We start from the raw sequence: 19,719 nt of genomic DNA on the forward strand, positions 1-19,719 counted from the left end.
CCTTTGGGGAGGTTCACCCTTCGGCAAAATGCGGCTATGCAGCATTGTAAAGCTTGCGAGGACCCCAATGCCGGTATTCCTGGACACCGCCGCTGCCGATTTCGAGGCGCAATTCTCGGCTCTGCTGAGCGCCAAGCGCGAGGACAGTCCCGATGTGGATGATGCCGTCGCGGCGATCATCGCCGATGTGAAGGCGCGGGGCGACGCGGCGGTGATCGAGCTGACCGCGAAATTCGACCGGCTGGACCTGACCCCCGAGACGCTGGCCTTCTCGTCCGAGGAAATCGACGCTGCCTGCGCCGCCGTCAGCCGGGAGGACCGCGCGGCGCTGGAACTGGCGGCCGAGCGCATCCGTGCCTATCACGTGAGGCAGATGCCCGAGGGCGCGCAATGGACCGACCCCGAGGGCGCGACGCTGGGCTGGCGCTGGACGCCGGTCTCGGCCGCGGGGCTTTATGTGCCGGGCGGGCTGGCCTCTTATCCGTCTTCGGTCCTGATGAACGCGATCCCGGCCCAGGTGGCGGGGGTCGAGCGGCTGGTGATCTGCGCGCCCACGCCCGATGGCAAGGCCAACCCGCTGGTCCTGATGGCCGCCCGGCTGTCGGGGGTCGAGACGGTCTACCGGATCGGCGGCGCCCAGGCGATCGCGGCCATGGCCCATGGCACCGAGACCATCGTGCCGGTCGACAAGATCACCGGTCCCGGCAACGCCTATGTGGCCGCGGCCAAGCGGCGGGTCTTCGGCAAGGTGGGCATCGACATGATCGCGGGTCCGTCCGAGATCCTGGTGATCGCCGACCGCGACAACGACCCCGACTGGGTTGCCATCGACCTGCTGTCGCAGGCCGAGCATGACGAAAGCGCCCAGTCGATCCTGGTGACCGACGATGCCGCCTTCGGTCGCGCGGTGGCCGAGGCGGTCGAGGCGCGGCTGAAGACGCTGGAACGGCGCGCCATCGCGGGCGCCAGCTGGCGCGATTTCGGCGCGGTCATCATCGTGCGCGATCTGGCCGAGGCGGCCGCGCTGTCGAACCGCGTCGCCCCCGAGCATCTGGAACTGTGCGTGGCCGATCCCGAGGCGCTGGTGCAGAAGATCACCCATGCCGGGGCGATCTTCATGGGGCAATGGACCCCCGAGGCCATCGGCGACTATATCGGCGGCCCGAACCATGTGCTGCCCACCGCGCGCTCGGCCCGGTTCTCGTCCGGGCTCAGCGTCCATGATTTCATCAAGCGCACCACGCTGGCCCGGATGACGCCCGAGGCACTCAAGGCGATCGGACCCGCCGCAGAGCGGCTGGCGATTTCGGAAAGTCTCGAGGCGCACGGTCTGTCCATCCGGGCCCGGCTCGACCGCCTGAACGAGGACGCGACATGACGACCGCCCGTCTTTGCCATGTGGAACTGGACGATTCGAACCTGCCGCCGCCGACGCCCGAGATCGAGCAGGAACGCAAGGTGGCGCTGTTCGACCTGATGGAAGACAACTCGTTCTCGTTGCCCGGGCGCGAGGACCGGCCCGCGCCGCCGGGCCCGTTCCGGCTGACGCTGTCGATCCGGGAAAAGCGGCTGGTCTTCGACGTCAAGACCGAGACGGGCAGCCCTGCCGCCGAGTTTCACCTGTCGCTGTCGCCGTTCCGGCAGGCGGTGAAGGATTACTGGCAGATCTGCGAAAGCTATTTCGACGCGGTGAAGCGCCTGCCGCCCAGCCAGATCGAGGCCATCGACATGGCCCGCCGCGGCATCCACAACGAGGGCGCGCGGCTCTTGCAGGAACGGCTGGAAAGCAAGGCCGATCTTGATATCGACACGGCGCGACGCCTCTTCACGCTGATCTGCGTTCTCTATCACGGGGGCTGAGGTGACCGGGCAGCTGCCCTCCTCGGTACTGTTCTGCTGCGACCATAACTCTGTCCGCTCGCCGATGGCCGAAGGACTGATGAAGAAGTTCTACGGCCAGCGCGCCTATGTGCAGTCGGTGGGCGTTCACAACGACCGCGAGATCGACGGCTTCACCGTCACCGTCTGCGACGAGATGGGGGTCAAGCTCGACCGCCACCGGGTGCGGTCCTTCGACGAGATGGAGGACTGGGGCGACGACCTGTCGGGCTTCGATCTGATCATCGCCCTGTCCCCCGCCAGCCTGCGCCGGGCGCAGGAGCTGACGCGGTATTATCATCTCGATGTCGAATACTGGCCAGTGCTGGACCCGACCGGGCTTGGCGAGACCCGGCCCGACAAGCTGGCTGCCTACCGCCAGACCCGCAACCAGATCGTCGATCGGCTGATCGGGCGATTCGGCCCCCCCGCGCGGGGCGCGGGGGATTGATCGTCAGTCCTCGGTCCAGTCCCAGGGACGGGTGAAATTGCCCAGAAGATGCACGACCGCCTCGTCGTCCACCGGACCCTGACGTTCCAGCCGGGCGACAAGGCCGCGCTTGCGGTCCTCGACCACCTCGCGCACCCGCACCGGATGCCCGGCCTCGGCCAGTGCCGCGTCATAGACCCGCTGGATCGCCAGCTTGCGCAGTCCCGGCTTGAAGACCTTGCCGACGGCGGTCTTGGGCAATTCGTCGAGGATCTCGATATGCTTGGGGATCGCGGCGCGTTCATGGATATGCACGCGGGCATGTGCCATCAGGTCCTCGGGTGTGGCGGTGGCCCCACTGACCAGCTCGACATAGACGCAAGGCAGTTCGCCCGAAAAGCTGTCGGGCTGGCCGATGGCGCCGGCGAAGGCCACGTCGTGATGGCCCAGCAAAGCCTCCTCGATCTCGGCCGGGTCGATATTGTGCCCGCCGCGGATGATCACGTCCTTGGCGCGGCCGGTGATGAACAGATAGCCGTCCTCGTCGATCCGCCCCAGATCGCCGGTGCGCAGGAAATAGCCATCGGCAAACAGGCCCAGATTCTTGGCCTTCTCGGTATAGGTCGAGCCCGGCACCACCCCGGGGTTGGAGATGCAGATCTCGCCCACCTCGTCGGTCTCGCATTCGCGCTGGACGTTGCCGTCGCCATCGCATTTCAGGATGCGGATCTGGGTATAGGGGAAGGGCAGGCCGACCGATCCGATCTTCTTGGTCGAATCGGGCGGGTTGATCGACACGAGGCAGGTGGCCTCGGTCAGCCCGTAGCCCTCGCAGATGGTGACGCCGGTCGCGGCCTCGAACCGGTTGTAAAGCTCGACCGGAAGCGGCGCCGACCCCGAGAAGGCGTAGCGGAGCGTCGAGACATCGGCATCGACCTTGCGTTGCATCAGCGCGGCGATGGCGGTCGGCACGGTGATGACGAAGGTCACGCCCCAGCGTTCGATCAGCTTCCAGAAATTGTCGAGCACGCCATCGCCGCGATAACCCGCGGGCGTCGGCATCACGAAATGCGCCCCCGCCGCCACCACGGACATCAGCACCGGATAGGCGGCGAAGACGTGAAACAGCGGCAGCGGGCAGATCAGCGTGTCGTTCTCGCGGAACAGAAGCGTATGGCCCAGCCAGCCGTTATAGATCATGCCCGAGACGCGATGCTGGGCGACCTTGGGCATCCCGGTGGTGCCGCCGGTGTGGAAATAGGCGGCGAAGCGGTCCTCCTCGGGGTCGTCGAAGGTCAGCCGGTCGGCGGGCTCGGCGGCCAGCGCGCGGTGAAAATCCAGCACGTCGGCATGGTAATGGCCGGGCGATTTCTTGCGGATCAGCGGCACGATCAGCCGCTTGGCTCCGGTCAGGTAGCGGACCAGATCGACCTCCAGCACGGTCTGCACCTTGGGCGCATGCCGCACCGCCTCGGAGACCTTCTGCGCGACATCGGTCCTGGGGAAGGACTTCAGCGTGACCACGACCTTGGCCCCGGTCTCGCGCAGGATCGCGGCGATCTGTTCGGCCTCGAGCAGCGGGTTGATCGGGTTGACGATGCCCGCCACGGCGCCGCCCAGAAAGCAGACCGCAGTCTCGTTGCAGTTGGGCAGGATATAGGCGACGACGTCGTCCGGGCCGATGCCCAGGCGGCGGAACAGGTTCGCGGCCTGGGTGATGCGGCCATGGAATTCGGTCCAGGTCAGGGTCTCGGCCGGGTCCTTCGGACCCGAGAAGATCTGGAAGGACACCGCCGGGCGGTCCGGAAAGGCCGCCGCAGTGCGCGAAACGAAGGAATAGATGGTCTTCGGCCGGTCGCGCGTCTCCCAGGGGGTTTCGGCGGCGATGGCCAGCCATTCGCGCCGCGCATACTCCATGCTCATGCTGTTCACGATGTCATCCTCCCATGCGGCCCGTTTTGATCGGGCCTGCTTTCCCATGGATCGGAAGGATGGGGCGAAATGCCGCTCGCTGCAAGATGTCCGCCATGCGGCAACGCAGCGTCCGCCCGGCCTCTGCCCGACGGCCGGTCATCGGCGCCGATGTCGTGCCGGACCGTCCGGTCCGCCCTTGAGGTTGTCCCCACCTGTCCTCCGCCCGTTGCCCGTTGCCCGTGGGGCAGCCTAGGCGTAGCGCTTTGGCAGGCAAGCGAAATCCGGCTCAGGCGGCGGTCTCGACCCCTGCGGTGAATTGAAGCCGGGCCAGCCGTGCATAAAGCCCGCCCTGCGCCACCAGCGCGTCATGGGTGCCCTCGGCCACGATCCGGCCCCGGTCCAGCACGACGATCCGGTCGGCCTTCTTCACCGTGGCCAGCCGGTGGGCGATGATGATCGTGGTCCGGGTCGCGGCCATGCGGTCCACGGCCTCCTGCACCGCGCGCTCCGATTCCGCGTCCAGTGCCGAGGTCGCCTCGTCCAGCAGCAGCACCGGCGCGTCCCGCAGGATCGCCCGGGCGATGGCGATGCGCTGTTTCTGCCCGCCCGACAGCATCAGCCCGCGTTCGCCCACCTCGGTGTCGTAGCCCTGCGGCAGCGCGCTCAGGAAGTCATGCGCGGCGGCGGCGTGGGCGGCCGCCTCGACCTCGGCATCGGTGGCGCCGGGCCGACCAAAGCGGATATTCTCGCGCGCGCTGGCCGCGAAGATCGCCGGGTCCTGCGGCACCAGCGCCAGACGGCTGCGGAAGGCCTCGCGGCCCAGATCGCGCAGATCGGCCCCGTCGAAGAGAACGCGGCCCTCCTGCGGGTCGTAGAACCGCAGGATCAGCTGCATGACCGTGGTCTTGCCCGCCCCCGAAGGACCGACCAGCGCCACCGTCTCGCCAGGCCGCACGGTCAGCTCGATGCCGTCGAGCGCGGGGGTGTCCGGCCGGGTCGGATAGGAGAACCGCACGCCTTCGAACCGGATCTCGCCACGGGCGGGCTTGGGCAGGGGCAGCGGGGCCGCCGGGTCGGTCACGCTGTCCCGCGCGGTCAAAAGCTCGACCAGCCGTTCGGTGGCGCCGGCGGCGCGCTGCAATTCGCCCCAGATCTCGGTCATCGCGGCGACAGCGCCCGCGACCATCACCGAATAGATCACGAACTGAACCAGTTCGCCCACGCTCATCTCGCCCGCGCGGACGTCGCGCGCGCCGACCCAAAGCACGCCGACGATGCCCGCGAAGACGAGGAAGATCACGATCACGGTCATCACCGCCCGGGTGCCGATCCGGTGCCGGGCCGAGAGGAAGCTTTGTTCGGTGACCGCCCGGAACTGCGACCGGGCGCGGCTTTCATTGGTGAAGGCCTGGACCGTCTGTACCGACAAGAGCGCCTCGGAGGCATTGCCGGACGAGGCGGCGATCCAGTCCTGGTTCTCGCGGCTGAGCCGCCGGAGCCTGCGCCCCAGCAGGACGATCGGCACGATCACGGCGGGCACCAGCAGCAGCACCAGCCCCGACAGCTTGGTCGCGGTCGCCAGCATCAGCACCAGCGCGCCGAAGAAGACGAGGATGTTGCGCAGCGCGAACGAGGCCGAGGAGGACAGCACCGACAGGATCAGCGTGGTGTCTGTGGTGATCCGGCTCAGCACCTCGCCGGTCATGGTCTTCTCGTAGAAGGCGGGACTCATGCCGATCATGCGGTCGAAAACCGCGCTGCGGATATCGGCCACCACCCGCTCGCCCAGCCGGGTCACGAGGTAATAGCGCAAAGCCGTGCCGACGGCGAGCAGCGCGACGATGATCAGCGCCAGTCCGAAATAGCGATCAAGCAGCGCGGCCGTTTCGGTGTCGAAGGCATCGACCACCTGGCGCACCGCGACCGGCATCGCCAGATAGACAAGCGCGGTCAGAACCAGCGCGCTCAGCGCCGCCGCCAGCATCCGCCGGTAGGGGGCGACGAAGGGCCAGAGCGCCTGAAGCGCGCCGATCCGTTTCGATTTTTCGCGATCGTCCTGCGGCTGCGGGCGCGGCGGCATGGGCACACTCCTTTGGGTCCCTGCGCAGGTAGTGGGCGGGTGGGCACGGGTCAACAGGCGACAGCGGAGCGCCTGTCGCGGGCCTGTCCGGCAGGGTCAGGAATTGCCGACGATTTCGGCAACCCGGTCCGAGATTTCCTCGAAGCGCTGGCGCAGCGTATTGTCGTCGAAGGGCTGCAGGTCGGGCAGCTGCCGGGTCATGATCTCGCCGAACAGCCGGTCGGTCTCGTCGATGAAATTCAGCACGTTCATCGAGTTCACCGCGGTGTCATAGGTCGAATAGGTGACGTCGAGCCAGGATTGGGCCTTTTCCATCGCCTCGGCCGACCGCGCCTTCTGCTGGTCGAGGATCTGTTCGTAGCGCGCGATCACGTCCAGCGACAGTGCATTGGCGGCGATGTTCTTGGCGTAGATTTCCTGCTGTTCGGGCGTTGCCGTGGCCATGCGCTCGCGGGCGAAGGCGACGGTGGCGTCGATCTCGGCCTTGATGGTTTCAAGCGCGGGCAGGTAATCCTCGTCGAGTCGGCGCAGGTACTCGCGATGCACCATGACCTGCAATTCGGCCATCACCACGAAGACGCCGTAATACTGAAGCTGCATCCCGGGCGAGGGCGCGGTGCCCTGCATCAGCGCCTTCAACTCGTCGGTGATCTTGCGGGTGATGTCGAAGACCGTGAACATCTTCAGCAGATCGTCGCCATCGGCCCGCGAGGTCAGGCTGTCGATCTCGTCCTCGCCAAGCGTCGCCCCGGCCTGGGCGAAGGTCTCGCGCAGCGCGGTCTTGCGCGCCGCCACCTCGGCCTCCAGCGTGGCCGCAGCGGCCTCGCGGTCGGCGATCCGGTCCTCGATCTTGTCGGTCGCGTCGGGGTCGGGCTCGGGCTTCTGCCGGGCCAGATACAGATCGCGGCGCAGCACCTCGATCTCGCGCCCCAGACCCGCGATCTCGGCCCGAAGCCGCCGGATCTCCTCGATGGCGCCGACATTGCCGTCCTGCAAGAGCGCCCGCTCGATCTCCAGCACCAGATCGTCGACATCGCCTTCGAGGCTTTTGGTCGACCGGCCGAGCAGCCGGAACCCCTGATCGCGGCTTTCCTCGATGCGGCCATGCAGTTCGGTCAGATCCTCGCCGCCCTCGACAAGCCGGTCGAGGTGCTTTTCAAGCGGCGTCTTCGGCGGATCGGCGTCCCACAGCGTCCAGGCTCCGGCGGGCTGAAGGCAAAGCGCTGCGGCGCAGCTCAGCGCAAGGGTCGGGCGGCGGAACGAACGGGCCATGCTGTCACCTTCCATTGGCGGACCGGTGGCCCGCGCAGTCGGTCTGGGTGGACCAAGCCTAGCACGCCCGCGCGGCCCGCGCATCCTTGCCCGCGCCGCAGGAGGGGGCCGGGCGCGGGTCCAGACCCGCGGGCCAGTCCGTGGATCCGCTTGCGATTGTCTCCCCGCGCCAAAGCCCTTGCCCCGGCCCGCTGCGGTCCGATCCAGGCGCTGCGAACCCGTTGGAGGGACCCCAATGCCGGGGCCGCCGTTTCACACATTTACGACTTGAATTATTGGCTGATCGGGCGCATTTACTTGCGCGCCCGGAATCCTTCCGGGCTTACCCCTTTTTGGAGTGACCATGGCCAAGGAAGAAATGCTCGAATTTCCCGGCGTCGTGAAGGAACTCCTGCCGAATGCGACGTTTCGGGTCGAGCTGGACAACGGCCATGAGATCATCGCGCATACGGCGGGCAAGATGCGCAAGAACCGCATCCGCGTTCTGGCCGGCGACCGGGTTCAGGTCGAAATGACCCCCTACGATCTGACCAAGGGTCGGATCAACTATCGTTTCAAGTAAACCTTGAGGCTGATCCTCGGCTCTCAGAGCCCGCGCCGGAAAGATCTTCTGGCGCAGATCGGGGTTGTCCCCGATGACGTGCGTCCCGCCGATATCGACGAAACGCCCCATCGGGGTGAGCTTCCCCGTCCCTACTGTCTTCGCATCGCCCGCGAAAAGGTCCGCGCCGTTTTGGCCGCGCCCGATGACCTGGTGCTGTGCGCCGATACCGCCGTGGCACTTGGGCGGCGCATTCTCGGCAAGCCTGCCGATGCGGGCGAGGCGGCCGCCTTCCTTTATGCCATGTCGGGTCGGCGGCACCGGGTGGTGACGGCGGTCGCGCTGCGCCTCGGCGACCGGATCTGGGAGCGCGATGTCGTGACGCAGGTGCGGATGAAACAGCTGAGCGATGCCGAGATCAACGCCTATCTCGCCTCGGGCGAATGGCAGGGCAAGGCGGGCGGCTATGGCATTCAGGGCCGCGCGGGTGCCTTCGTGCCCTGGATCGGCGGATCGTTCTCGGCGGTCGTGGGGCTGCCACTGGCCGAAACCGCGACGCTTTTGCGCGCGGCAGGCTATCCTCTGGATACGGAGCGCACATGAAGGGACGCAGCATCCTGCTGGACGAGATCGGCGGTCGAAAGGCCGCCGCGCTGATGGAAGACGGCAGGCTCGAAGACCTGCTGATCGACCCGCCGGACGAGCGTCCGATGCCGGGCGCGATCCTCCGGGGCGTTGTCGACCGGCAGATGAAGGGGCAGGGCGGGGTCTTCCTGCGGCTGCCCGAGGGGCGGGCCTTTCTCAAGCAGGCCAAGGGGTTGCGCCCCGGGCAGGGGATTCTGGTGCAGGTGACGGGCTATGCCGAGGAGGGCAAGGCCGTGCCGGTCACGCCCCGCATCCTGTTCAAGAGCCGTCTGACGATCCTGACGCCCGAGGCGCCCGGCCTGAACGTGTCGCGCGCGATCCGCGACGAGGCCGAGCGCGACCGGCTGCTGGAGATCCTGCATGACGGGATGGAGGGCGCACCCGAGGGGCTCGGGGCAATCCTGCGCTCGGCGGCCGAGGGCGCCGACCCCGAGGCCGTGGCCGAGGATATTGCCGCCCAGCGCGCGCTGGCCGAGGCGATCCTGTCCGAACCTGCCGATGGCGCGCCCGAGCTGTTCCTCGACGGACCCGACTCTCATGCGCTGGCTTGGCGCGACTGGCCTGCGCCCGACGATCTTGACGACCGCGCGGGGTCCTTCGCCGACCATGGTGTGCCAGAAGCGATTGAGGCGCTTGCCGGTCCCGAGGCCCTGCCCGGCGGCGGATCGGTCCATGTCGAGCCGACCCGGGCGCTGACCGCGGTCGATGTGAATACCGGTGCCGACAGCTCGCCCGCCGCGGGGCTGAAGGCCAATATCGCCGCCGCCCGCGCGCTGCCGCGGCTGTTGCGCCTGCGCGGGCTCGCAGGCCAGATCGTGGTCGATTTCGCGCCGATGCCCAAGAAGGACCGGGTCGCGCTGGAACAGGTGATGAAGGCCGCCTTTCGTGCCGACGCGGTCGAGACGACCTTTGTCGGCTGGACCCCGCTCGGGCATGCCGAACTGACCCGCAAGCGCGAACGCCTGCCGCTCAGCGAGACCCTCGCCCGATGACCTGCCCCGTCTGCAAGAAGCCGACCGATCCGGCCTATCGCCCCTTCTGTTCGCGCCGCTGCGCCGATGTCGATCTGGGCCGCTGGCTGACCGGGGCCTACAGCGTTCCCGGCGACGCGACCGACCCGGCCGAAGCCGAAGACGACCTGCCGTCTTCGCCGCCCCGCAGGCACTAGAGGGCCCCAGCCGCGGCGTCGATCGGCGTGCTCCGGTTTCGGCTGCCCGCGCCGCCTGTGCGACGGATCTCTTCCGATCCCTTCGACCTGGGCCTCTCGAGGACCGCTGGCGCGCTGGCCCACAGGCGAGTCGATGCCGGTTCGGACCGCGCCCCCACCGCAGCGCCTTGCCCCGAGGCCCGGCGCCGTAAAGATGTTGCGTCACTTTCCCCGCGACTGCGCCGCAACCGTGGTCGGAGTTGCGGAAGCGGCATCGCCCCAAATGCTTCGTTACGTCCATGGCCATAGGTTCGGGGCGTCTTTGGGTAGCAGTGCCTTGGCTGGCAGTTCCTCGGTTCTTGTCGTCGTCAGCGGGGCGTCCGCCCCCGGCGTCAGCTTACGCATCCGTTCGGCGGTCCAGGCGACCCACCGACGGCCTCGGGGTCGCCCTATCCGAAGAGATGATCCTCCCTGGCTTTGCAGGTTCGGGACTCGATCCGGGGCTGACCGGCGCTCCACTCTTCGGCGGTGGGATCAATGACACCGGACGCGATCTGACCCATCGGACCGCCGAGAGGCGCGCTCTGATCGGCGGGGGCGGCCTCGATTGCGTCTTTCCCTGGCGGGCCATGACAGATCGGTATCGAGAGGCTGCCCATGACGACGCTTTCCGGCGGATCGGGCGATGACGAATTTACCGTCCCCGACACACAGGCCTTCACTTCGATCGGTGGCGGCGCCGGCACTGACCCCCCTGAAATCCGAGAGAGTCGCGAGCACGGCGGGCACGTCTATTCACTATACCGGCGCCGGTGCGCTCGATTTCTTCGAATTTGGCAGCTTCACCTGGAAGGGCACCGCCACCGGGATCGAAGTGGCCCAAGGCACTGCTTCTTGCGACTGGGTCGTTGCGACCTCGAATACCACGGCGGCGACCTATAGCACCGGCACGGACAGCGATACGGTCTATGGCGGCTGGGGCGACGAGACCGTCCGGCTCGGCGACGACAATGACGTGTCTTGCGGCAATGCCGGGAACGACCTGATCTATGGCAACGCGGGCAACGGCACCCTGTCGGCGGGATCGGGGTCCGACACGCTGTACGGCGGTGCCGGTAACGATACGTTCGGGATCTACGACAGCAACCAGACGGCGGTGGTCTATGGCGATGACGGCGGGACCGAGGCGCTGGCCCGCGCGAAACAGCTTGCGGCACAGGGCTGGCCCGGCGTGCGGGTCGTGCGGGGCCAGAACGGGTGCAGCTAACACCCCATCCTGCTCGAGGCGCATTCGCCGATCTGTGCCGAGGGCATCTGGGTCGAAACCTTCTGGCCGGGGCCGTTCGGTTTTCGGCGCTGGGTCCGTCCTCGCGGCAAAGCCCGCTGCAGGCCTTCCCCGGACTTTCCGACTGTCTTCCCGGGCTGGTCCCCGTCGAGGCCGCCTATTCGTCCCGGGTCCGTCCGGTGCTGCGAAGCCGCGAGGTCACGGCACTGGCCAAACGTATCAAGGCGCTTGGCCAGTGCCGCACCACTACCAGGTCCGGCACGCCGGCCGCCTGCATTTCCGCCATTCGATGACCGTGCAGATCCCTAAAGATAGCCCTCGGCCCGAAAGCTGAGGTCGCGGGCCTTGCCTACGATCAGATGGTCATGCAGCACGAGGCTCAGCGCGGCGCAGGCGGCTTCGATCTGCGCGGTCATGGCGATGTCGGATTGCGAGGGGGTCGGGTCGCCCGAGGGGTGGTTGTGGACGAGGATCAGGGCCGAGGCGTTCAGTTCCAGCGCCCGCTTGACCACCTCGCGCGGATAGACCGGCACGTGATCGACGGTGCCGCGGGCCTGTTCCTCGTCGGCGATCAGTACATTCTTGCGGTCGAGAAAGAGGACGCGGAACTGTTCGGTCTCGCGATGGGCCATGGCGGTGCGGCAATAGTCCAGAAGCGCGTCCCAGCTTGACAGCACGGGGCGGTGCATGACGCGGGTCCGGGCCAGCCGCTGGGCGGCCGCCTCGACCAGCTTGAGCTCGACGATGACCGACGGACCGACGCCGCGCACCTCCTGCAGGCGGGTTACCGGGGCCGAAAGCACCCCGTTGAAGTCGCGGAACCGGTCCAGAAGCAGCCGGGCCAGCGGCTTGACATCCTGCCGGGGCAGGGCACGGAACAGAACCATTTCAAGCAGTTCGTAATCCGGCATCGCCGCCGCGCCGCCCGCCATGAACCGGTCGCGAAGACGGCGGCGATGGTCGCGCAGATAGGAGGGCAGCCGCTCGCCGGGAGCAAGCGCCCTGACCGGCGCCTCCGCGAAAAGCGGCAGCACCGGTTCGGCGGGCGATGGCGGGGGCGTCGGGCGCGGCATGACCCAACGGTAGCGGGAACAAGGTGAACGAAACGTTAAGGCTGCGGGGAGACCGCGGGCCGCCCGGCCCGCATCAGCTTTTCATCCCGTCCCAGAAGCTTTTCACCTTCTTGAAGAAGGACGAGCCCTCGGGATTGTTTTCCTCGCTCAGTTCCTCGAATTCGCGCAGAAGCTCTTTCTGGCGCGTGGTGAGGTTGACCGGGGTCTCGACCGCCAGCTCGATGAACATGTCGCCCTGGGCATTGCCGCGCAGCGCAGGCATCCCCTTGCCGCGCAGCCGCATCTGCTTGCCGGACTGGCTGCCGCCGGGCACCTTCACCCGCGACCGGCCGCCGTCGATGGTCGGCACCTCGATCTCGCCGCCAAGCGCCGCGGCGGTCATCGAGACCGGCACCCGGCAAAAGAGGTTCAGCCCGTCGCGCTCGAACAGCGGGTGATCTGTCACCTCGATGAAAATGTAAAGATCGCCGGACGGACCGCCGCGGAGCCCCGCTTCGCCCTCGCCCGCAAGCCGGATCCGGGTGCCGGTCTCGACGCCCGCGGGGATGTTGACCGACAGCGCGCGTTCGCGCTCGACCCGGCCCGCGCCGCCGCAGGACTTGCAGGGGTTCTTGACGATCTGGCCCATGCCGCCGCAGGTCGGGCAGGTCCGCTCCACGGTAAAAAAGCCCTGCTGTGCCCGGACCTTGCCCATGCCCGAACAGGTCGGACAGGTGGCGGGTTCTGCGCCGCCGGCCGCGCCGGTGCCATTGCAGACCTCGCAGGCGACCGAGCTGGGTACCTTGATGGTCTTTTGCAGGCCGGAATAGGCTTCTTCCAGCGTGACCCGCAGATTGTAGCGCAGGTCGGACCCGCGCGTGGCGCGCTGGCGCCCGCCGGGACCCGCCCCGCCCATGAAGTCGCCGAACAGGTCGTCGAAGACATTCGAGAAGGCCGAGGCGAAATCGCCCTGGCCGCCGAAGCCGCCGCCCATGCCGCCTGGGCCGCGACCCCCACCCTGTTCGAAGGCGGCATGGCCGAAGCGGTCATAGGCCGCCTTCTTGTCGGGGTCCTTCAGCGTCTCGTAGGCCTCGTTGACCTCCTTGAACTGCGCCTCTGCCTTGGGATTGTCCGCATTGCGGTCGGGGTGCAGTTCCTTGGCCTTCTTGCGATAGGCCTTCTTGATCTCTTCGGCCGAGGCCCCGCGGGCAATCCCGAGAACCTCGTAGAAATCGCGCTTTGCCATCAGCTAACCCTAACCCTCTTCCTGGAACGCGTTGGCCGGCCCGGTTGCCCGGACCGGCCGCTTCGGGTCCGGTTGCGCCTCACGAGCGCTTGCGATCGTCCAGATCCTCGAACTCGGCATCGACGATCTCGTCGTCCACACCGGTCGGCTCGTCGCGGTCGTCGTCGGCCTCGGGGCCGGAGGTCTCCTGCTGCTGGGCCTTGTAGATGGCCTCGCCCAGCCTCATCGCGGCTTCGGACACGTTCTGGATGCCGCCCTTGATCTTGCCGGCATCTTCCGAATCCAGCACGTCCTTCAGCGCCGCGACCGCCAGTTCGATCGCCTCGACGGTCGAGGGATCGACCTTGTCGCCATGTTCCTCGATCGACTTCTCGGTCGAGTGGATCAGGCTTTCGGCCTGGTTCCGGGTCTCGACCAGTTCGCGGCGTTTCTTGTCGGCTTCGGCATTGGCCTCGGCCTCGCGCACCATCTTGTCGATCTCGTCATCCGAGAGGCCGCCCGAGGCCTGGATGGTGATCTTCTGCTCGCGGCCGGTGCCCTTGTCCTTGGCCGAAACCGACACGATGCCGTTGGCGTCGATGTCGAAGGTCACCTCGATCTGCGGCATGCCGCGCGGCGCGGGCGGGATGTCTTCGAGGTTGAACTGGCCGAGCATCTTGTTGTCGGCCGCCATCTCGCGTTCGCCCTGGAAGACGCGGATCGTCACGGCGTTCTGGTTGTCCTCGGCGGTCGAGAAGATCTGGCTTTTCTTGGTCGGGATCGTGGTGTTGCGGTCGATCAGCCGGGTGAAGACCCCGCCGAGCGTCTCGATGCCCAGGGACAGCGGCGTCACGTCCAGCAGAACGACGTCCTTCACGTCGCCCTGCAGAACGCCGGCCTGGATCGCGGCGCCCATGGCGACCACTTCATCCGGGTTCACGCCCTTGTGCGGTTCCTTGCCGAAGAACTTGGTCACTTCCTCGATGACGCGGGGCATCCGGGTCATGCCGCCGACCAGCACCACCTCGTCGATATCCGAGGTCGAGAGTCCGGCATCCTTCAGCGCGTCCTGGCAGGGCTTGATCGAGCGCTTGATCAGGTCGCCGACAAGGCTTTCCAGCTTGGCGCGGGTCAGCTTCATCACCAGGTGCAGCGGCGTGCCGGCCTGCGGGTTCATCGAGATGAACGGCTGGTTGATTTCGGTCTGGCTGGAGGAGGACAGCTCGATCTTGGCCTTCTCGGCGGCTTCCTTGAGCCGTTGCAGGGCCATCTTGTCCTTGGCCAGATCGACGCCGTGTTCCTTTTTGAACTCGTCGGCAAGGTAGGCGACGATGCGCATGTCGAAGTCCTCGCCGCCGAGGAAGGTATCCCCGTTGGTCGATTTCACCTCGAAGAGGCCGTCGTCGATTTCCAGAATGGTGATGTCGAAGGTCCCGCCGCCGAGGTCATAGACCGCGATGGTGCGGGTTTCCTTCTTGTCGAGCCCGTAGGCCAGCGCGGCCGCGGTCGGTTCGTTGATGATCCGCAGCACCTCGAGGCCCGCGATCTTGCCCGCATCCTTGGTGGCCTGACGCTGGGCGTCGTTGAAATAGGCCGGAACGGTGATGACGGCCTGCGTCACCTCTTCGCCAAGGTAGCTTTCGGCGGTTTCCTTCATCTTCTGCAGGATGAAGGCCGAGATCTGGCTGGGCGAATATTTCTCGCCACGGACGCTGACCCAGGCGTCGCCATTGCCGCCGTCGACGATGGAATAGGGGACGTGCTTCTTGTCCTTCTCGACTTCGGCGTCATCCACCCGGCGGCCGATCAGCCGCTTGACCGCAAAGACGGTGTTTTCGGGGTTGGTGACGGCCTGGCGCTTGGCGGGTTGTCCAACCAGACGCTCGCTGTCGGTGAAGGCCACGATCGACGGGGTCGTCCGCGCGCCTTCGGCATTCTCGATCACCCGGGGTTGCGCCCCATCCATGATGGCGACGCAGGAGTTGGTGGTCCCGAGGTCGATCCCGATGACTTTACCCATGATATCTTAACCTCTTCATTCGGCGATGTTGTGGGGAGCAGACCCTCAGGAGGCCTCTGCGCCCCGATCCCAGGGGGCCACGGCAGACCCGGGCCCGTTTCTCGGGGGTATATAAGGAGGGGTGTCAAACCCTGCAAGCGCAGCCTATGACAGATTTGTGAGTGTGGTGAACGATGTCTGAGACAGAACGACCGGGCCGCCCCGCGCCCGCGCTGGTGGTGCGGGGGGTCGAGGTTTTCCCGGGGCTTCTGGACCCCTCGGCCCAGGCCGCACTGGTGGCCGAGATCGCGGCGGTGATGGCGGCGGCACCGCCGGTGCAGCCCGAAACCCGGTTCGGGCGCAAGATGAGCGTGCGGATGACGTCGGCGGGCAAATATGGCTGGGTGTCCGACCGGCGCGGCTATCGGTACGAGACGCAGCACCCTTCAGGCGTGGCCTGGCCGCCGATCCCGGCGCCGGTGCTGGCTCTGTGGCACCGGGTGACCGGGGTCGACCGGGCGCCCGACTGCTGTCTGGTGAACCTGTACCGCGAGGGCGCCAAGATGGGCCTGCATCAGGACCGCGACGAGGCCGATTTCGGCTGGCCCATCGTCTCGGTCTCGCTGGGGGACGAGGCGCGCTTCCGGATCGGCGGGATCGAGCGCGGCGGGCCGACCGACAGCCTCTGGCTGAAATCGGGCGACGTGCTGGTGATGGGGGGCGCGGCGCGGCTGATCCATCATGGCATCGACCGGGTGCGCGGCGGCAGCTCGACCCTGATCGAGGGCGGCGGCCGGATCAACCTGACGCTTCGGGTGGTGGACTGAGGCCGGGGGGCATACCATCCGCCGGGGCGAGCTTGCGGGTGTGGCATTCGCCCATCGGCCCGATCACGGTCGGCGCGATGGCCAGCCGCAGCGGATGGCCGACCGCGGTGGAATGCGGGTCGTAATCGACGAAAGCAAGGCCGCGCGCCGGGTCGATGCAGTGAAACAGCGGTTCCGGTCGAAGAAGACCGGCATGCGGCCGGTCCATGGTATTGGCCGCGAACATCTTGCCCGACGCGATCAGGGTCATCCGTTGGAAGGCGGTCGAGGCCAGCCCCACGACGCCCGGCGCCCAGGGCTTCAGCGCCAGGAAGACCATCCCCACCGACAGCCCGGAAAACCAGGCCAGCAGCATGCCCATGGCCCCGACGGGGCGGTCCACGGTGATCGGGGTGAAGGCGGCGTGATAGACGAAGCCCACGAAAACCATCGACAGGATCTGGATATAGAGCGTGCCGAGCGCGGCCGCGGCGATGGCGATGATCGTGTTCATCGGCGCGTGCTGCATCATCGCCGAGGCCGGTCCCTCGGACCCCGCCACGGCGGCCATGGTCTTGTTGAAGGTCATGAACAGGAACACGCCCGACATCAGGTAGATCAGGAAATCGCCCCGGATCGCGGCACCGCGCAGGCCCACGAGGGTGAACATCGCGTAGAACGACACCACCGGCAGAACGGTTTGCAGGATGTTCATGATCAGGCCCGGACCCGCGTTGCGGTGGCTCTTGCGCACATGCCGCACCGAGGCGTGATAGATCAGCGCCAGCAGGCGCAGCCCGCCCTGGGCGGTGCCGGTCGGTCGGGCCGTCTGGAACGTCGCCTTTTCCGTGTGTCCTTGCCGTTTGTGGGCAAGCCAAGCATAAGGAGCTTGCGAATTCGTTTCGTGCCGCGCGACGCAACCAGGAGGCAGGCTTGGACTACGAACAGCTCGAGACCGTGATGCGGAAAACGGCGCTTCTGGCCGGCGCGCGCATCATGGAGATCTACGGCGCGCCCGATTTCGAGGTCCGTGCCAAGGCCGATTCCAGCCCGGTAACCGAGGCCGACGAGGCCGCCGATGCGCTGATTTCAGCCGAGCTGAGACGCGCCTTCCCGGAGGCGCTGATCGTGACCGAGGAACAGGCCGACACCCATACCGAAAGTGCTGCCGATTTCCTGATCGTCGATCCGCTGGACGGGACCAAGGAATTCGTCCAGCGCCGGGGCGATTTCACCGTGAACATCGCCAGGGTCGAGGGCGGAGTTCCGGTGCGGGGCGTTGTCTATGCCCCGGCGCGGGGGCGGCTTTTCTACACCCGTGCCGATGGCGCGACCGTCGAGGAAACCGGCGATCTGGCGCTCGACGCGGTCGGGCCGGTCACGCCGCTGTCGGTCTCGGCCCCCGACAACGGCGCGCTGATGGTCGTGGCCTCGAAATCGCACCGCGATCAGGCGACCGACGATTACATTGCGAAATATGCCGTCCGGGACATGACCTCGGCCGGATCGTCGCTGAAATTCTGCCTCGTCGCGACCGGCGAGGCCGACCTTTACCCGCGGCTCGGGCGCACCATGGAATGGGACACCGCGGCCGGGCATGCGGTGCTGGCGGGCGCAGGCGGCAAGGTCGTGCGCTTCGACGATCACAGCCCGCTGTCTTACGGCAAGCCTGGCTACGAGAACCCGTTCTTCATCGCCTATGCACCGGGCGTCGATCTGAAAGACGCCTGATGTCCGTCGTCATCGTGATCCCGGCGCGGTTCGCGTCCTCGCGCTATCCGGGCAAGCCGCTGGCGATGCTCCGGGGCGCGTCCGGGCAGGAAAAGAGCCTGATCCGGCGGTCCTGGGAGGCGGCGCAGGCGGTCTCGGGCGTCGACCGGGTGGTGGTCGCGACCGATGACGACCGTATCCGCGCCGCCGCCGAGGCCTTCGGCGCCGAGGTGGTGATGACGTCGGAGACCTGCGCCAACGGCACCGAGCGCGTGGCCGAGGCGCTCGATGTGCTGGGCGGCGCGGTCGAGATCGCGGTCAACCTGCAGGGCGATGCGCCGCTGACGCCCGCCTGGTTCATCGAGGATCTGGTGGCGGGGCTTCGCGCCGATCCCGGCGCCGATCTGGCGACCCCGGTGCTGCGCTGCGACGGTCAGGGGCTGGCCGCGTTGCTGGACGATCGCCGCGCGGGCCGGGTGGGCGGCACCACTGCGGTTTTCGGCGCGGGCAACCGGGCGCTTTATTTCTCGAAAGAGGTCATCCCCTATACCGGGCAGACCTATGCCGACAGCGCCCCGACGCCGGTCTTTCACCATGTGGGCGTCTATGCCTACCGGCCTGCGGCGCTTGACGCCTATCGCCGCCTTGCGCCGGGCCCGCTGGAAGGGCTCGAAGGGCTCGAACAGCTGCGATTCCTCGAACACGGGCGGCCTGTTCTCTGCGTCGAGGTCGAGGCGCGCGGCCGCCAGTTCTGGGAACTGAACAACCCCACGGACGTTCCGCGGATCGAGGCGATGATGGCCGCGATGGGGCTCGACTGAGATGCACCCCGCATCTTGAGGCTCTTGCGAAGAGCCAGGGTGGCGGGACCCCGCCGAAGTCTCGGTCGGCGGAAGGGGAACCTTGCGCATGTCACAAAATGTTCCCAACACAGGGATAAATCGGCCGAATTATCGGGGATTATTAACAGATTCTGTCGATGTTCCGAGCCAGCCCGGGAAATATGGGCTAGAATGAAATGAAAGCGACGAGCGAGTGAGATCATGAACCGGCAAGTAACGAAGGCGGTTTTTCCCGTTGCGGGATTGGGGACGCGGTTTCTTCCCGCGACGAAGTCGATCCCGAAAGAGATCATGACGCTGGTGGACCGACCGCTGATCCAGTACGCGATCGACGAGGCGCGGGCGGCCGGGATCACGGATTTCATCTTCGTGACGTCGCGGGGCAAAAGCGCGCTCGAGGATTATTTCGACCACGCGCCGCATCTGGAAGACTCGCTGAAGTCCAAGGGCAAGGACGACCTGCTGGAGATCCTGCGCAGCACCGACATGGAAAGCGGGGCGATCGCCTATATCCGCCAGAAGATGGCGATGGGGCTGGGCCACGCGGTCTGGTGCGCGCGGCGGCTGATCGGCAACGAACCCTTCGCGGTGATCCTGCCCGATGACGTGATCGCGGCCGAAACGCCCTGCCTGCAGCAGATGGTCGACGCCTATCAGGACACCGGCGCCAACATGGTCGCCGCGATGGAGGTCCCGCGCGAGAAGGCCTCGGCCTATGGCATCCTCGACGTGGCCCGCGACATGGGCGACAAGGTGCTGGTCAAGGGCATGGTCGAGAAGCCGAGCCTCGAGGAGGCGCCCTCGAACCTGGCGGTGATCGGGCGCTATATCCTGACGCCGAAGGTGCTGCACAATCTCGACCAGAACCTGCGCCACAAGCGGTTCGGGGCGGG

At 67.1% G+C, this 19,719-nt stretch carries 19 protein-coding genes; 12 read left to right on the plus strand and 7 right to left on the minus strand.

Annotation, left to right across the window (positions count from 1 at the left end):
- Positions 1 to 67 precede the first annotated feature (67 nt).
- Genes hisD through EV657_RS05665 form a run of 3 tightly spaced genes read left to right on the plus strand, consistent with a single transcriptional unit; the run spans position 68 to position 2,329 of the window.
- Positions 68 to 1,378: a histidinol dehydrogenase gene (gene hisD, locus EV657_RS05655; protein WP_134077367.1), complete on the plus strand. Its 1,311-nt coding sequence runs from the start codon at positions 68 to 70 to the stop codon at positions 1,376 to 1,378.
- Positions 1,375 to 1,860 (plus strand): UPF0262 family protein, encoded by a 486-nt coding sequence (locus tag EV657_RS05660; protein ID WP_075784209.1) that lies wholly within the window; start codon positions 1,375 to 1,377, stop codon positions 1,858 to 1,860. The genes hisD and EV657_RS05660 overlap by 4 nt, the downstream gene beginning before the upstream one ends.
- A 1-nt stretch (position 1,861) precedes the next feature.
- Entirely contained in the window at positions 1,862 to 2,329 is a 468-nt protein-coding gene (locus EV657_RS05665) for an arsenate-mycothiol transferase ArsC (RefSeq protein WP_075784210.1), read from the plus strand.
- 3 nt (positions 2,330 to 2,332) lie between these two features.
- Here EV657_RS05665 and EV657_RS05670 read toward each other — a convergent pair whose 3' ends face one another.
- The 3 genes from EV657_RS05670 to EV657_RS05680 form a co-directional block, all read right to left on the minus strand.
- Entirely contained in the window at positions 2,333 to 4,231 is a 1,899-nt protein-coding gene (locus EV657_RS05670) for an acyl-CoA synthetase (protein ID WP_371412634.1), read from the minus strand.
- A 277-nt stretch (positions 4,232 to 4,508) separates the two neighbouring features.
- Positions 4,509 to 6,302, minus strand: a complete 1,794-nt coding sequence (locus EV657_RS05675) for an ABC transporter transmembrane domain-containing protein (RefSeq protein WP_075784212.1) — start codon at positions 6,300 to 6,302, stop codon at positions 4,509 to 4,511.
- Between the two features lie 96 nt (positions 6,303 to 6,398).
- The gene (locus EV657_RS05680) at positions 6,399 to 7,574 is read right to left on the minus strand and encodes a hypothetical protein (protein WP_134077368.1); all 1,176 of its coding nucleotides are present in this window, start codon (positions 7,572 to 7,574) and stop codon (positions 6,399 to 6,401) included.
- Between the two features lie 343 nt (positions 7,575 to 7,917).
- On the opposite strand from EV657_RS05680, the gene infA reads away from it, so the two are divergent.
- The 5 genes from infA to EV657_RS05705 all read left to right on the plus strand — a co-directional run bounded on the left by infA (position 7,918) and on the right by EV657_RS05705 (position 11,174).
- The gene (gene infA / locus EV657_RS05685) at positions 7,918 to 8,136 is read left to right on the plus strand and encodes a translation initiation factor IF-1 (RefSeq protein ID WP_043918791.1); all 219 of its coding nucleotides are present in this window, start codon (positions 7,918 to 7,920) and stop codon (positions 8,134 to 8,136) included.
- Between the two features lie 3 nt (positions 8,137 to 8,139).
- Positions 8,140 to 8,718 (plus strand): Maf family protein, encoded by a 579-nt coding sequence (locus EV657_RS05690; RefSeq protein ID WP_134077369.1) that lies wholly within the window; start codon positions 8,140 to 8,142, stop codon positions 8,716 to 8,718.
- Positions 8,715 to 9,752 (plus strand): ribonuclease E/G, encoded by a 1,038-nt coding sequence (locus tag EV657_RS05695; RefSeq protein ID WP_113670693.1) that lies wholly within the window; start codon positions 8,715 to 8,717, stop codon positions 9,750 to 9,752. The genes EV657_RS05690 and EV657_RS05695 overlap by 4 nt, the downstream gene beginning before the upstream one ends.
- Positions 9,749 to 9,928 (plus strand): DNA gyrase inhibitor YacG, encoded by a 180-nt coding sequence (locus tag EV657_RS05700; protein ID WP_075784216.1) that lies wholly within the window; start codon positions 9,749 to 9,751, stop codon positions 9,926 to 9,928. The genes EV657_RS05695 and EV657_RS05700 overlap by 4 nt, the downstream gene beginning before the upstream one ends.
- Positions 9,929 to 10,637: 709 nt before the next feature.
- Positions 10,638 to 11,174 (plus strand): calcium-binding protein, encoded by a 537-nt coding sequence (locus EV657_RS05705; protein WP_165828182.1) that lies wholly within the window; start codon positions 10,638 to 10,640, stop codon positions 11,172 to 11,174.
- A 323-nt stretch (positions 11,175 to 11,497) separates the two neighbouring features.
- Here the strand turns inward: EV657_RS05705 and radC are convergent, their stop codons facing one another.
- The 3 genes from radC to dnaK form a co-directional block, all read right to left on the minus strand.
- On the minus strand, positions 11,498 to 12,265 hold the full coding sequence (radC, locus tag EV657_RS05710; RefSeq protein ID WP_075784219.1) for a RadC family protein: 768 nt from the start codon (positions 12,263 to 12,265) through the stop codon (positions 11,498 to 11,500).
- A 73-nt stretch (positions 12,266 to 12,338) separates the two neighbouring features.
- Positions 12,339 to 13,490, minus strand: coding sequence for a molecular chaperone DnaJ (gene dnaJ / locus EV657_RS05715; RefSeq protein WP_075784220.1), 1,152 nt, complete (start codon positions 13,488 to 13,490; stop codon positions 12,339 to 12,341).
- Between the two features lie 79 nt (positions 13,491 to 13,569).
- Positions 13,570 to 15,489: a molecular chaperone DnaK gene (dnaK, locus tag EV657_RS05720; protein ID WP_134077370.1), complete on the minus strand. Its 1,920-nt coding sequence runs from the start codon at positions 15,487 to 15,489 to the stop codon at positions 13,570 to 13,572.
- Positions 15,490 to 15,662: 173 nt separating this feature from the next.
- Between dnaK and EV657_RS05725 the strand changes: the two genes are divergently transcribed.
- Positions 15,663 to 16,295 carry an alpha-ketoglutarate-dependent dioxygenase AlkB family protein gene (locus EV657_RS05725; protein ID WP_113670695.1) on the plus strand — a complete coding sequence of 211 codons (633 nt, stop codon included), beginning with the start codon at positions 15,663 to 15,665 and terminating at the stop codon, positions 16,293 to 16,295.
- Here EV657_RS05725 and EV657_RS05730 read toward each other — a convergent pair.
- Positions 16,267 to 17,028, minus strand: coding sequence for an ABC transporter permease (locus tag EV657_RS05730; RefSeq protein WP_243628113.1), 762 nt, complete (start codon positions 17,026 to 17,028; stop codon positions 16,267 to 16,269). The genes EV657_RS05725 and EV657_RS05730 overlap by 29 nt on opposite strands.
- 179 nt (positions 17,029 to 17,207) lie before the next feature.
- Here EV657_RS05730 and cysQ point away from each other — a divergent pair, with 179 nt between their 5' ends.
- From cysQ to EV657_RS05745, 3 genes are all read left to right on the plus strand, one after another.
- Positions 17,208 to 18,005, plus strand: a complete 798-nt coding sequence (cysQ, locus tag EV657_RS05735; RefSeq protein WP_134077371.1) for a 3'(2'),5'-bisphosphate nucleotidase CysQ — start codon at positions 17,208 to 17,210, stop codon at positions 18,003 to 18,005.
- Positions 18,005 to 18,805 carry a 3-deoxy-manno-octulosonate cytidylyltransferase gene (locus EV657_RS05740; protein ID WP_113670698.1) on the plus strand — a complete coding sequence of 267 codons (801 nt, stop codon included), beginning with the start codon at positions 18,005 to 18,007 and terminating at the stop codon, positions 18,803 to 18,805. Before cysQ ends, EV657_RS05740 begins: the two co-directional genes overlap by 1 nt.
- A 222-nt stretch (positions 18,806 to 19,027) precedes the next feature.
- A partial coding sequence (locus EV657_RS05745) for a UTP--glucose-1-phosphate uridylyltransferase (RefSeq protein WP_134077372.1) occupies positions 19,028 to 19,719 on the plus strand: 692 nt, incomplete at its 3' end.

Source organism: Rhodovulum visakhapatnamense (genome assembly GCF_004365965.1).
GTDB classification, from domain to species: Bacteria; Pseudomonadota; Alphaproteobacteria; order Rhodobacterales; family Rhodobacteraceae; genus Rhodovulum; species Rhodovulum visakhapatnamense.